The sequence below is a fragment of the Butyricimonas hominis genome, from assembly GCF_014287455.1.
GTDB classification, from domain to species: domain Bacteria; phylum Bacteroidota; class Bacteroidia; order Bacteroidales; family Marinifilaceae; genus Butyricimonas; species Butyricimonas muris.
Window position 1 is genome coordinate 152,230 of sequence record NZ_JACOOH010000010.1, and the last position, 14,637, is coordinate 166,866.

A 14,637-nucleotide genomic window follows, 5' to 3' on the forward strand; every position below is an offset into this window, starting at 1 on the left:
CACTGAATCATCAAATCGGCAATCACAGAATCTATCAATTTTATAATTCCACGTTATCCGATGAGAACCTGCTCAATATCGTATCGTCGTTAATCTCCTTCGACAGCGACTCGATCGTCTTCATCGGCACGTCAAAAATATCTAAAATAAGTAAACCGTCCAAACACATATTAAATTTCGGATCAATATTAAAACCGATAATTCTAGCATTCAGAGAAATATATTTTTTCAATAATACCGGTAATTTATCACTCGACGGCTCTATATCACCGATCATCTTGTCCAACACGCCAATATCCTGCCGTGCCGCATCCAACATGACCTGTACCCCGGGTTCCTCCGAATGTACTTGATATTTTGAACGCGGTACCACGTATTTCGCTAACTCGTGGCTATAATGATTCGCTTGAATAAATTTCATTATCAACTCCTTCGAGGCTTCCGTGTATTTCCCGCTAATCGTGACGGGACCTATCAAATAACGGTACTCCGGATTCTTCAACAAGAAATAAAGAATACCCTTCCACAGCATAAACAAGGGAAGAGGCTTCCGTTGATATTCCTCCGTGATAAAAGAACGTCCTAATTCAATGGACTCGTACAATACCGGCAACATCTCCTTCCGCATCTTGAACAAGGTATGAATATAAAATCCTTTTATCCCGTAGCGGTCGATAATTTCTTTCCCTTTTCCCACGCGGTAAGCACCCACAATCTTCTCCTCTTCCTTGTCCCAGATAAAAAGATGATAATAATACAAGTCAAACTCGTCCAAATCAATACTACGATTTGTACCCTCGCCGACAGCACGGAACGTAAGTTCCCGCAAACGCCCGATCTCGTTCAACACGTTCGGGATTTTCACGGACGGGGAGCAATAAACATCGTAGTTCTTCATGTTAAATAACAAGTAATCGTCGGCGATGCCCGCGATCTCCTTCTTCAACACCGCACTATCCGTTTCCGCCGCGATAGGTTCCGCTTTAGGCATAGCTTTTTGTGATTTAATGAAAAACTTCTTTACCTCTAGTGCCGAGCCAAGTAAATAGGTCTTGGCACGTAAAAATTTCCCGTACTGGGATAAATCATGGAATGAATCCTGCGAATCCAAACCGATAGGGTTCCCGATTCGCAATTTCACCACCCGATTCTTCTTATTCAATAATTCTGAAGGCAACTTCATATTCCTCAACATCGGGTGAATCAGTCCCAACAGGTAAAATAACAAACTGTTCGAGCCCTTGAAATAAATGGGAATGACCGGGACTCTCGCCATCTTGACCAATTTCAACACGGAAGTATCCCACTCCTTATCCTCGACATGATTCGAATCCACTTGATAAGTAGAAGCCTCCCCCGCCGGGAATATACCCAACGGTTTACCATCTATGACGTGACGCACGGCCTCCTTGATCACCCGAGTATTCGGGTTTTTCCGACGGGAAGCCGGTTCCAGTCCCAGCACGTAATCCTGTATCGGGGTAATCTTCTTCAGCAGGAAATTCGCCATTACTTTATAGTCCGGACGAATCTTGCACAATAACTTAATCAAAATAATACCGTCCAATCCCCCGAACGGATGATTGGACACCGTGATAAACGCCCCTTCCTTCGGTATTTTTTCAAGGTCTTCCTCGTTTATCTCGACAGTTACCCCCAGAGCCTCCATCAAACTATCGATCACCAGCTCGGGATCGTCACTGTTCACCTTCGTGCTCAACTTATCCAACTTGTTCAGCCGCAACAGGTACATGACCAACTTGGAAACCAAACTTCCCCTGAAACGCTCTAAACCCCACGGGGCTGTCAATAAATCATTCGCGTCAATTAATCTCATTTATCTTTTGCATTAAATGTCCCTTTCAGAACACTATAATATCTTTCACTATATCACTACCGATTCTGTCGTTCAAGGCTTTTATCAGCCCTTCCTTCACCATCAGTATTTCATTTTTCACCACGGAAGAAGTGAAACTCACGAAAATCTTCCCGTCTGTAATCCGTATACTTTTCGTCCGGGAAGCAATCATTCCCCCCACGACGTCCGGCCAAACCTGACAAACCTCTCTCTCCTTGAACTGACGGGATAATCCCATCTCTTCCAAGTACATTTCTACCAACTCATCCATTGTCAAAGTCTTTCCCTGCTTCACGATCTTTATTTTATTGGTTATTCTACAAAAATACTACTTTCTAATCAATTTGAAATCATAAATCTAAAATTTAAAATCACTGATAACCCCTTGATCGACTTTAAAGATTTTATAATCAATAGCGTGCAATCGCAATATTTCATCAATATGCCCCCGGTTCGTGTCGGTGATAAAAACCTGCCCGAAATTCTCTTCCGACACGATGCGAATAATCTGGCTCACCCGGTCAGCATCCAGTTTGTCAAAAATATCATCGAGCAACAGCAAAGGCTTTACCCCTTTCTGTTGAGCCAGATAAGCGAACTGGGCAAATTTCAAAGCCGTGAGAAAACTCTTTTTCTGCCCCTGCGAACCCAACCGCTTCACGGGATACCCTTCTATACTCAGCGTGATATCGTCCCGGTGAATCCCCACCGTCGTGTAAGTCAACACTCTATCCCGATCGAAACTACCGCGCAACGATTGCAGGTAATCATTTTCTTTTATCGTGGTGGAGTACTCCAAGGTTACCTTTTCTCTTCCCAACGCCACCCGATCATAATACACTTGAAAGACCTCCGCCAATTCCGTGATAAACGCGAGGCGCCGTTCCAGAATCACCCGACCGTTGTCAGCCAACTGTTCATCCCACACGGATAACATATCAGCATCTATCGGCATTCCAGCATATTCTTTCAAAAAACTGTTCCGTTGCGCCAGCACCCGATTATACCGGATCAGTACTTGTAGATACTCTTTGTCACACTGGCTGATCACCCCGTCGATAAAACGACGCCGTTCTTCACTGGCCCCGTCTATCAGAATCACGTCTGCCGGGGAAATCATGACCAGAGGCAATAAACCGATATGATCCGAAAGCCGTTCGTACGACTTTTTATTTTTCTTGAATACTTTCTTCACCCCTTTCTTCACCCCGCAATACACGTCAATGTCTTCCCCGTCCCGCTCGTACATCCCTTCCAACACGAAAAAAGCCTCCCCATGCCGGATACTTTGCGCGTCGGGCAAATTGAAATAACTCTTGCACATGGAGAGATGATACACGGCGTCCAGTATATTCGTTTTCCCCACCCCGTTATTCCCGATAAAACAATTAAATCTCGGGCAAAAAGCGATACTTGCCTCGGCGATATTCTTGTAGTTGACAATATTCAAATCCTTTAAAATCATGCCAATAAATGGTTACTGGTTATAAATCGCAAGATAAAACGTCTACCCGCGACCGATCACCAAAAGTAAGTAAAAGAAGCTTAGATTCCGACGAATGTATAATTTTTTGCATAAAATTTCGCTGTCCCCCTTCTGTTATCAAAAAAAAAACTAATTTTGCACGTTGACGATGGATGCGTCGTAGGAATAAAAAAGTAAATAATAAAAACATATAACAATGTCAAAAAATAACCAGAAACGTGCGGACGGCTTCGAGCAGATTGAGGAAGCCACGATCTCAACAGAACAATTTATCGAGAGAAACTCAAAATTATTGGTCAGAGGTCTTCTTGTTGTTATTATCGTTATTGCCGCTATTTTCGGCTACCACAAATTCTACAAGGAACCCCTCGAAAAAGAGGCTCTTCAGCAAATGTTCGTGGCAGAAACTTTATTTGAAAAAGATTCTTTCAATTTGGCCCTTAACGGAAACATCAACAATCCCGGTTTCTTGCAGATTATCGAGGACTACGGTTCCACTCCCAGCGGGAACCTCGCTAAATATTATGCAGGTCTATGCTATCTATACTTGGGTGACAACCAGAATGCCATTAAATACCTCGAGAAATTTTCGACCGATGATATGATATTCTCCACTTTGGCAAAGGCCAATATCGGGGATGCCTACATGCAATTGGGCGAATACAAGAAAGCTGCCGGATACTACCAGAAAGCAAGTAGTGACAACACGAATCTGTTGACCACCCCTTCTATCTTGATGAAAGCCGGACTGGCATACGAAAAAGCAAAAGACTACAAGAACGCATTAGCGATGTACGAGAAACTGGAGAAAGAATACCCGGCATCCATGGAAGCCAGAGAGATCGAGAAGTACATCACCCGCGCTCAATTGAACATGAAATAACTCTCACATTCAATAATGCTTATTTAGAAGGCGTGCATTCGATGCATGCCTTTTTTATTTCAAAAAAAGGATATAAACACGAATAGAAAATAGTAATTTTGTCGCCTAATTCCGATGTTATGAATGTAAAGGCTAAAGGATATGTTTTAGGCGCAGTTGCCGCGGCGACTTATGGTATGAATCCCTTGTTCGCACTACCTTTGTACGAGGCGGGCATGAACCCGGATTCGGTACTCTTTTTCAGATACCTGTTCGCGATTCCCGTGCTAGGTATCATGCTCAAAGCGAGAGGACGAAGTTTCAAACTGAAAAAGCAAGAGATATTACCGTTGATTATCATGGGACTGCTGGTGGCTCTATCCTCGCTTACCCTGTTTCAAAGTTATAACTACATGGAAGCGGGTATCGCATCGACATTATTGTTTGTCTACCCGATCATGGTCGCGCTGATCATGGCTATTCTCTTCAAAGAGAAATTAACCATACAGACAATCCTATGTATCATGCTGGCATTGGGCGGTATCGGCTTGCTTTACAAAGGGGGCGACGGTAACACCCTCAACCTGACGGGCATCATGTTGGTTATGGTATCGGCTCTCTCCTATGCTATTTATATCGTAAGTGTGAACCGACCGAAACTAAAGGACATAGCAACCCTTAAACTGACTTTCTATGTATTGCTTTTCGGGCTTTCGCTATTCTTCGTCCGCGTAGATTTCGGGCAAAGCCTTCATGTTGTCGACACATGGTACCTGTGGGGTAATTTGGTCGCGTTAGCCATTTTTCCCACCGCTATATCGTTCCTCTGTACCACGCAGGCAATCCAATACATCGGTTCCACCCCGACCGCCATCCTTGGGGCACTGGAACCTCTGACGGCAGTCTTCTTCGGCGTCACCGTTTTCGGGGAATCTCTGACACTGAGATTAAGTTGCGGTATATTGATGATCATTTTGGCTGTAACATTAATCATTGCCGGAAGTAACGTAACCACTTATCTGGTTCGTTTCAGGAAACTGTTCCCCAAACTTCCGCTCAAGAGGAATATTCCTTCACGCAATTCGTACAAGTAGCGACACGAACACGAAGCACCCGGGTGCTGATATTGTCATTCGTTTGTTGTTTATTCGGGGTTCAGACATTTCGAAACGTGCTAACAACGGTTCAACAACGATTGAATATCGAGAGAAGGAGTCGATTTCGGTAGAAAAAGGACTTCGTGTGGTGGGATGTTCTGGCTTGATTTGTGGATTTTCACGTGACCGATATTTTCCATTTATCGCCCGGTAAAAACAAACCCCGCCTTCTCAGACGGGGTTTTATATCGGAAAAGATTAAATCTATTTCTTCTCGAACAATTTACCGAAATCATCCATAGAGATTTCTTGTTCTTCCAATTTCACGCTCTCTTTAATCGTGTCGAAAATCTTGTTTTCCAAGGCACGGTCATACAAGCTGGAACGTTGTTTTTCGTTCTCCAACAAACGAGCGGCAAAACCGTCCAATTGCTCGTCAGACAAACCGTACAACCCGTATTGTTGCAATTGAGCGGCAGCAACTTCACGACCGACAGCTTTCATATCCTCGTCTTCTACCCGAAGGTTGTTATCCTTGATCATGTCGCCTTTGATCAACTGCCATTTGAACTCGTCACGGTAAGCGTTGAAATCCTGCTCGACCGCTTCGGGAGTCATATTTTCATTGGTAGCTAACATCCAACGTTTCAAGAATGCTTCAGGAAGAACAACGTCCTCGTTCTTCTTCAACATCTTGTCGCGAGCGTCCACCGTCAAACGATATTCGCTATGAGCTTTGAATTGTTTAGCCAAATCTTCTTTCACGCGTGCACGGAATTCCTCAACGCTCTTCACGTTGCCTTCACCGTATACTTTATCAAATAAAGCCTGATTTACTTCCGCATCGATATAACGTTTAACCTCGCTAATGATAAAGCAGAAATCAGAAGTAATATGTTCGGCCTCTTCTTTATTCACTTGTAACAAAGCAGCGTAATCCGTTTTGTTGGGATAAGCCTTGGAAGGATTGAATACCACTTCATTTCCTGCTTTCTTACCCTCGAAAAATTTTACTTGCTCTTCATCTTTCATGTGAGCCAAAGACAATGAAGCATCTTCCACACGGATTCCGCCTTCTTTCGGTTTTCCGTCTTCGCCCAACTCGATCAATTCACCCTTCACGTATTCCGATCCCTCGATCACGTCCACGGGACTCAATTCGCCGTTGTTCTTGCAGATACTTTCAACTTGTTTGTCTATCATTTCCTCGTCCACCTTGATGATGTAATAAGGAACTTTCTCCCGTTTGCTCAACTTCACGTTCATCACGGGAGCCATAGCTATATCGTATACGAACTCGAAACTTTCAGCATCCAGATTCAATTCTTTCTGATCCGTTTCGCTCGGAAGCGGCTCTCCCAAGATGTGCAAATCGTTCTCTTGGATAAAATTAGACAGACTCTCTCCTATCAACTTGTTGATTTCCTCAATCAAAACGGCTTTACCATACATTTTTTTGATAATCCCGAAAGGAGTTTTTCCCTTGCGAAAACCGTCGATCACCGCTTTTTTCTGGTATTCTTTCAACGCGTCGCTCACGCGAGTTGCGTAATCATCCTTATCCAATTGAATCTTAATTGTTGCATTAAGATCATCGATTTGGTTTTTCGTTACATTCATACTTCTCTATGTATAAAACTATTTATGATAAAACAAACAAAACAAAAAAGGCCACCTTGTTTAAGGCGGTCCTCTCTTCAAGTGCGGGCGAAGGGACTCGAACCCCCACGCCTTGCGGCACTAGATCCTAAGTCTAGTGCGTCTACCAGTTTCGCCACGCCCGCTTGCTATTTTGACGGTGCAAATATATTGCTTTTTCATGAAAAGCAAAATGATTTGCCCCTTTTTTTATTTCTTTCTTCTCAACTCGAAGTTTTTACCGAGATAAACCCGTCTAACTTCCGGGTCATTCGCCAAATCCTCTGCCGTTCCGGATTGCAGGATACGACCGTCATACAAAAGGTAAGCCCGATCGGTAATACATAATGTTTCCTGCACGTTGTGGTCCGTGATCAGAATCCCGATATTTTTCTCTTTTAATTTCTGCACGATACTCTGGATATCCTCCACCGCGATAGGGTCTACCCCGGCAAAAGGTTCGTCCAACAAGATAAATTTCGGGGCAATCGACAATGCCCGGGCAATCTCCGTGCGCCGACGTTCACCTCCCGACAATTGTATCCCTTTACTCTTCCGGATATGTTGCAGACCGAACTCGTCGAGCATCTCTTCCAGACGTTCACGCTGGTAATCTTTCGGGAAAGTACTCATTTCAAGCACCGCTTTGATGTTATCTTCCACGCTTAATTGACGGAAAACGGAAGCCTCCTGCGCCAGATACCCCACACCCAATTGTGCCCGACGGTACACCGGCTCTTTCGTGATTTCCCGGTCATCCAAAAAAATACGCCCGCCATTCGGCTTGATCAATCCCACGATCATGTAAAACGAGGTGGTCTTCCCTGCCCCGTTAGGTCCTAACAGACCAACGATCTCTCCTTGCTGCACGTCCACGGAAACCCCTTTTACAACGGTTCGGCTTTTGTATCTTTTTACAAGGTCCTCGGCTCTTAATTTCATATCGTTCAGTTTTACCGCGCTAAGATAGTCTTTTACAATTGAAAATTGAAAATTGAAAATTGAAAATTACTAGAAATTTAGATGTATCGAGAAATTTATGGCGAAATTATCCACTTTTTGTCCCGAACGGTCGCCCCGGTGTGTCAATCGCCAGATGGCATCCACCCGGATCAGACGCAAGATATTTTCCACCCCGACACCCGCCTCGATATAAGGCTTGGACACGGACGACATACCTTCCGGGAACAATAATATAGCCCGGGTATCGGATAAACTACCGTTGTTTTTATCGGACAACCGCCCCCACAATGCTTTCACCGTGACGACCTCACGCCATTTCAACCGTTTCATCAACGGGATCTTGCTCAAGAAGAATCCCCTGAAATGATGTTCCCAGAATACCGCCGCCCACAGGTCGGACGCGAACTCGTAAAAATTCATACACGAGAACGCGTACGGGTCATAGAAATAGGTCGCGTTTCCCTCGTGCAATTTCAACAAAGGATAAGGCACTTTCCCGAAAATCTTTCCACCCGTAATCATAAAGTCACTATACCCGATAGGAGCAATATGCATGTCATGTTGCACGGATATTTCCGCCCGGTAATACTCGTAATCACTGTTCAGCACACCCTTCAAACCTGCCACGAGGTCAATACCTACGATCGGGAAATCCGACCCCATGGACACTTTGTCAAAATCCTGCCGCACCACGATCTCGTTCTTCGACAAACGGGTTCCCAAGCGGAATTGCGTAGTATGTATCTGGTTAAGTTCCTTCCCGTCCGGACGAATAAAATCAACGTATTTCGTCGGGTACATCTGACGATATTCCAGAGCGAAACTATTGGAAAATCCTTGCCACCATTCTTTCTCGTAACGGAAATCAAATTCATTAATCATCGTCAACTTCTCGTTATTCCCGCGGGAGAAAATCGAACTCAATATATTACCTGTCGTGAACGCGTTCTCGCTCGCGCCAAGTTGAAACACGTCATGCTTGCCACTCACGGTAAGTTTCGAGGTCGGTTGGTTATTGAACATGTATTCCACGGTACCGCCTCCCTTGAATTTCTGGTCTTTCGTGCTGTACGCCCCGTAGCCCGAGAGTCGGATACGCTTACTGAAATCACTGGTTGTCTTTGCCCCCAACTGGAAACGGTTTCCTTCCAGTTTATTAAAACTATATAGCTTATAGTAGGGTCCGAAACCCACGTATTTCGTGTTATAATACCCAAGGAATACCGTCTGGATCATGTCATATATATTCTGGTAGAGAGGAACATTTTTAATCGAATCCACCATATTATATATATTCCGTTCTTTTTCCGACAATTGGTAAGGTCGTGCATTCTGCCAATAATTCTCGTCATTCTGGAGAACATTCTTATTTATAGTGACCTCGCTGTCCAGTTTCAAAATCTCGGACGGAATCGCTTCATTCACGGTCACGTTGGAATAGTCTATCTGCCGATGTCCCATGAACGAAATCAACTTGGAAGAATCCCGCATTTGCACGGTGAAGTCCGCCAATATCTTATCCTGTTTCAAGAACCAAGTCGAATCATTGATCAATTCATTCGTCGTTTCTATCGCCAGATCCTTAATCCAGTTCACGTTCAAACCTTTTATCATGCGCATCTGGGCAGACTCTAACGCCCAAGTCGTGGAGTCGATATTCACCTCCCCGTCAAACACGGGCGTAGATTTTCCCTTGGGATGAAAACGAATCTTGTATATTTTTCTGCCTTCCTTTTGCAAGCTATCTACCAGAAAATACTTGTAATACAGCAAACCGTGATCACACAAGGGACTGACAAAATTCACTTCAAAAATATTGATATAGTTATCGTACAAGTTCACGTTCACGTGTAAATGTCCCGTGAACTGCGCAAGACTGTAATCCTCCTGAATACCGGAAATCCGGCTCGCTTTCACGATCTCCCGGGACAAACGGGGTGACCGCCGATAATAATAATCCGCCGAAGCCTCCGAGATCATCACGGGCAGATAAGCTTTTCCCGTGATCGCGGACGTATCCATGTACTGGAAAATAAACCCGAAATTCTTCTGTAACTTTTTATTCTTGAACTGGGGTTTCAAGTTGGCCACATCCAATTCCATTTTCGTGTACGTGGAGTAGCTGTAAGCCTCTTTTTCTGCCGGATTATTTCTTTTCTTGTTCTTTGAAATGTTGCGTAATATCGCATGGGCGGGATTCTCTCCCGGTGTCACCTTCACTTCGTCCAAACCGGTGACAATCGGAACCAGTTTAAAGTCAATCGTGTTAAAAGCACCTTTATTGACCGGCTTCGTCTGTTTCTCGTATGACACGTACGCTGCCATAAGTTCGCTCACGTTCTCCCGCGTTTCGAGATAGTAATTCCCGTCAAAATCCGTTGTCACGCCAATTGTCGTACCCACGAATAATAATGTCACCATAGGTAACGGCTCGCCCGTTTCCGCGTCTGTCACGGTTCCCCTCACCTTTGTTGTCTGGGCGTTCAACACAGAAACCCATATCATCAAGAAAAATAATAAACACAACTTTACACGTCCCATGAAATTATCCATTTTAAATTTCAAATTCTAAATTTTAAATTCAAACTGACTTCCGTTCAATCTAAAATTCAAAATTTAAAATCAAATATTATACCACTCCTTCGTGCAATATGTCATGTATGTGTACCATTCCTTTATAGTGATTCTCCCGATCTACCACCACCAACTGCGTGATACTATTTTTTTCCATCATCCGGTAAGCATTATAAGCCAACTCTTCCTCGGAAATCGTTTTAGGTGCTCCGGACATGATATCTCCCGCTGTCAAACCGTCGACATCCTCGTACTTCTCCATCATCCGTCGCAAGTCCCCATCCGTGATAATTCCGAGCAAATGTTCTTCGTCGTCCACGATCGCCACGGCTCCCAGACGCCCTTTCGACATGGCTAGAATTACCGGACGTATTCCGGCTTCGATCTTGATATTCGGTCGATTGTTACCATCATAAACGTCTGCAACCCGCGTATAAAGCCGTTTCCCAAGAGTCCCACCCGGATGATATCTGGCAAAATCCCTACTAGAGAAACTTCTACATTCTATCAAACACATCGCTAATGCATCTCCCAGCACTAACTGTGCCGTAGTTGAATTTGTGGGAGCTAAATTTAAAGGACAAGCCTCTTTTTCTACTTTAGCCTTCAATATATAGAGCGCATTTTTCGCCAGAAACGAGTCTGTATTGGACACCATCGCGACAATATTCTTGTTTCCGTTGTTACGGATCAGAGGAATCAATACTTTTATCTCCGGTGTATTTCCACTTTTGGACACGCAAATCACCACATCTTCCTCCCGAATCATTCCCAAATCTCCATGAATAGCATCCGCGGCATGCATAAATACCGCCGGAGTACCCGTGGAATTCATCGTTGCCACGATTTTTGTTGCGATAATCGCGCTCTTTCCTATCCCGGTAATGATGACACGCCCTTTACTTTCATAAATTAACTTAACGACAGCCTCAAAATCATCATCTATGTAGTTTGCCAGATTTTGGATGGCTTCTGTCTCATCCTGAATTACTTTTCGCGCAAATGCTTTTATATCTACCATCTCTTTCGATTAAAATTATTCTATTTAACACCATGAACCAAGCAAAAAAAACAAAAAACTATTGTACTTATCATTTTTTGCTATAACTTTACTAGGGACAAAAGTATCATTTTTTGTGATAGCTTAAAAACGAGTGGTGATAGATTTATTATTGAATATTTTGTTTGGAAAAACAAATTAAGTTATAAATTTGCGCACCCGTCTAAAAACAGGGTGTGTGAAAATTTAAATAAAACAATGGGATTGCAGATAGATTTACATGCTAAATTAAAAGAGTATTTCGGCTTTGATAGTTTCAAAGGGAATCAGGAGGAGATAATAAAGAATGTCCTTGCCGGGAATAACACGTTTGTTTTGATGCCGACAGGAGGGGGTAAATCTTTATGTTATCAACTACCTGCACTAATACTCGACGGAACAGCTATCGTGATATCTCCCTTGATTGCTCTTATGAAAAATCAGGTAGATGCCATGCGTTCCTTCAGCGCGTCAGAGGGGGTTGCCCACTTCATGAATTCTTCACTCAGTAAAAGTGACATCTTGAGTGTAAAAGAGGATGTCCTAAGCGGGAAGACCAAATTACTATACGTGGCTCCGGAATCCTTGACCAAGGAAAGTAATGTCGAATTTCTCCGTAAAGTTCGAATCTCTTTCTTTGCCGTTGATGAGGCTCACTGTATTTCGGAATGGGGACATGATTTCCGTACGGAATACCGTAAAATCAGACCGATTGTCGAACAAATCGGGAAAGCCCCCATCATTGCCTTGACGGCAACGGCTACCCCGAAGGTACAACACGACATTCAGAAAAATCTGGATATGCTCGACGCTCAGGTTTTCAAATCCTCTTTCAACCGTTCGAATCTTTATTACGAGGTTCGCCCTAAAACTGATCCGGCCAAAGATATCATCAAGTTTATAAAAAACAACGAGGGGAAATCCGGTATCATCTATTGCCTGAGCCGCAAAAAGGTGGAAGAACTCACGGAATTGCTTTGCGTGAACGGCATCAAAGCTGCCAGTTATCACGCGGGAATGGATGCCGCTGCCCGTAGCAGCAATCAAGATAAATTCCTGATGGAGGAAGTAAACGTGATTGTAGCCACGATCGCTTTCGGTATGGGCATCGACAAACCGGACGTACGTTTCGTGATCCACTATGATATTCCTAAAAGTCTGGAAGGATACTATCAAGAAACAGGACGTGCGGGACGGGATGGCGGAGAAGGGTACTGCTTGACATTCTATAGCTATAAAGATATTCAGAAGTTGGAAAAATTCATGCAGGGCAAACCTATCGCCGAGCAGGAAATCGGGAAGCAACTCTTGATGGAAACGGTTTCTTACGCCGAAACATCCTTGTGCCGGAGAAAAGTGTTATTACACTATTTCGGGGAGAATTATGACGAGGAGAATTGTGGCGCCTGCGACAATTGTCTGTACCCGAAGAAAGAGTTCGAGGGCAAGGAATTCTTGATTGACGCGCTCAACGCCGTACTTGAAGTAAAAGAAAAATTCAAGGTCGACCATTTGGTTAAAGTCTTGATCGGGGAAACCGATTCAATGATAAAATCGTATCATCATGACGAGCTGGAATCTTTTGGTATCGGCTCCGACAAAAGTTCACAATTCTGGAACATGGTTTTCAGACGAGCGCTTATTAGTAATTATATAGAGAAAGATATTGAACAATACGGGGTCATCAAATTATCAAAAGAAGGCCACGAGTTTTTAAAGGAACCTAAAGACTTTATGCTGATGGAAGATCATAATTTTGAAGAATCTGAAGAGAAACTTCAGGAAAAGGGAGGTGTATCAGCACTTGACAACACTCTGTTTGCCATACTGAAAGACTTACGGAAAAAGATTGCCAAGAAAAATAACCTGCCGCCATACGTCATTTTTCAGGATCCTTCTTTGGAAGACATGTGTACCAATTACCCGATCACGTTGGAAGAGTTAGCCAACATTCAGGGTGTCGGTACCGGAAAAGCCCAGAAGTACGGGCAGGAATTCGTTGAGGTCATCAAACAGTATGTTGAAGACAACGAGATCGAAAGAGCCCAAGATCTGGTTGTAAAAACAGTTGCCAACAAATCGAAATTCAAGGTATATATCATTCAAAATATTGATCGCCAAATTGATTTGGAAGACATCGCTTCTGCTGAAGGATTAACTTTTGAAGAACTCATCAAGGAAATGGAAGCCATCGTCTTCTCCGGAACAAAACTGAATATTGATTACTATATCAATAAGATTCTGGATGATGAACAACAACAAGAAATCATGGATTATTTCATGGAAGCGAAAAGCGATAATATCGGTGACGCTTACGATGAATTTGACGGCGACTATTCAGAAGAAGATCTCCGACTGATGCGATTGAAATTACATTCCAAACATGGAAACTAATAAAAAAGCGACCTTTCGGTCGCTTTTTTATTCCATTCTGTCCAGAATCACATCCGGAAGATGCTGAATGAATTGAAACAATAAAGTTTCATCTCCCGTCTTATGCGTCCGAATGACCATAGTTACCCGGTAAGTGGTTATATCCCCTAATTTACCTGACTCCGTGGAGTAAGAACCTATCTGGTGTTTTTTCCGTTTGATCTCGTCGGTTATCTCTTTTATAACTTCTTGACTTGACGTTGTGAACACTAACAAAACATTCCGTTGGCTGAACTTCTGGAATAAATACCCCAGACCTTCCAATCCCAACAATGTTAATAACATGGCGCATATTCCCAACCAATATTGCCCGGCACCTACCGCCAAACCGATAGCGGAAGTTGCCCATATCCCGGCAGCAGTGGTCAATCCCCGTACAAATAATTTCTGTATGATAATTGTTCCCGCTCCAAGGAAACCGATACCACTTACCACCTGTGCCGCAATACGGCTGGGGTCGAGTCCTATACCCGTGTCCCCCAAGATATCCCAGAAACCATATTTCGAAACAATCATAAACAGGGCACTTCCCAAAGCAACGAGGAAGTGAGTTCGGAATCCGGCTTCTTTTGCCCTGTACTCACGATCCAAACCAATCAGCGCCCCCAGTATCCCGGCTACCAACAACCGCAAGAAAAAATCCCATGTCATCATATCGTGTTACATTTTATTTTAACCTCATGTTCA

11 protein-coding genes and 1 tRNA gene are annotated in these 14,637 nt (G+C 43.6%); 3 read left to right on the forward strand and 9 right to left on the reverse strand.

The genetic code is table 11. The features are described 5' to 3' along the window. Positions 1-40 precede the first annotated feature (40 nt). From H8S64_RS20165 to recF, 3 genes are all read right to left on the reverse strand, one after another. Entirely contained in the window at positions 41-1,837 is a 1,797-nt protein-coding gene (locus H8S64_RS20165) for a bifunctional lysophospholipid acyltransferase family protein/GNAT family N-acetyltransferase (RefSeq protein ID WP_186978475.1), read from the reverse strand. A gap of 25 nt (positions 1,838-1,862) precedes the next feature. After that, positions 1,863-2,153, reverse strand: a complete 291-nt coding sequence (locus H8S64_RS20170) for a DciA family protein (RefSeq protein WP_255302090.1) — start codon at positions 2,151-2,153, stop codon at positions 1,863-1,865. Positions 2,154-2,216: 63 nt separating this feature from the next. Next, positions 2,217-3,323 (reverse strand): DNA replication/repair protein RecF, encoded by a 1,107-nt coding sequence (gene recF, locus H8S64_RS20175; protein WP_186978476.1) that lies wholly within the window; start codon positions 3,321-3,323, stop codon positions 2,217-2,219. Positions 3,324-3,540: 217 nt separating this feature from the next. Between recF and H8S64_RS20180 the strand changes: the two genes are divergently transcribed. Both H8S64_RS20180 and H8S64_RS20185 read left to right on the forward strand, forming a co-directional pair. Continuing rightward, the gene (locus tag H8S64_RS20180) at positions 3,541-4,227 is read left to right on the forward strand and encodes a tetratricopeptide repeat protein (protein ID WP_186978477.1); all 687 of its coding nucleotides are present in this window, start codon (positions 3,541-3,543) and stop codon (positions 4,225-4,227) included. Between the two features lie 119 nt (positions 4,228-4,346). After that, positions 4,347-5,300 (forward strand): DMT family transporter, encoded by a 954-nt coding sequence (locus H8S64_RS20185; RefSeq protein WP_186978478.1) that lies wholly within the window; start codon positions 4,347-4,349, stop codon positions 5,298-5,300. A gap of 267 nt (positions 5,301-5,567) precedes the next feature. Here the strand turns inward: H8S64_RS20185 and tig are convergent, their stop codons facing one another. From tig to H8S64_RS20210, 5 genes are all read right to left on the reverse strand, one after another. Next, complete coding sequence (tig, locus tag H8S64_RS20190; protein ID WP_186978479.1) at positions 5,568-6,923, reverse strand: trigger factor; 1,356 nt, start codon at positions 6,921-6,923, stop codon at positions 5,568-5,570. Positions 6,924-7,005: 82 nt separating this feature from the next. Further along, a tRNA-Leu gene (locus H8S64_RS20195) sits at positions 7,006-7,087 on the reverse strand. 64 nt (positions 7,088-7,151) lie between these two features. After that, the gene (gene lptB / locus H8S64_RS20200; RefSeq protein ID WP_099293939.1) at positions 7,152-7,883 is read right to left on the reverse strand and encodes an LPS export ABC transporter ATP-binding protein; all 732 of its coding nucleotides are present in this window, start codon (positions 7,881-7,883) and stop codon (positions 7,152-7,154) included. A gap of 69 nt (positions 7,884-7,952) precedes the next feature. After that, positions 7,953-10,469 (reverse strand): DUF5686 and carboxypeptidase-like regulatory domain-containing protein, encoded by a 2,517-nt coding sequence (locus H8S64_RS20205; protein ID WP_366483014.1) that lies wholly within the window; start codon positions 10,467-10,469, stop codon positions 7,953-7,955. A gap of 64 nt (positions 10,470-10,533) precedes the next feature. Then, positions 10,534-11,499, reverse strand: a complete 966-nt coding sequence (locus H8S64_RS20210) for a KpsF/GutQ family sugar-phosphate isomerase (RefSeq protein ID WP_186978480.1) — start codon at positions 11,497-11,499, stop codon at positions 10,534-10,536. A gap of 237 nt (positions 11,500-11,736) precedes the next feature. Here H8S64_RS20210 and recQ point away from each other — a divergent pair, with 237 nt between their 5' ends. After that, a complete protein-coding gene (gene recQ / locus H8S64_RS20215; protein WP_099293941.1) occupies positions 11,737-13,911 on the forward strand; it encodes a DNA helicase RecQ in 2,175 nt (724 codons plus the stop codon). A gap of 27 nt (positions 13,912-13,938) precedes the next feature. On the opposite strand, the gene H8S64_RS20220 is transcribed toward recQ, so the two are convergent. After that, positions 13,939-14,601: an MgtC/SapB family protein gene (locus H8S64_RS20220; RefSeq protein WP_176555178.1), complete on the reverse strand. Its 663-nt coding sequence runs from the start codon at positions 14,599-14,601 to the stop codon at positions 13,939-13,941. Positions 14,602-14,637 lie beyond the last annotated feature (36 nt).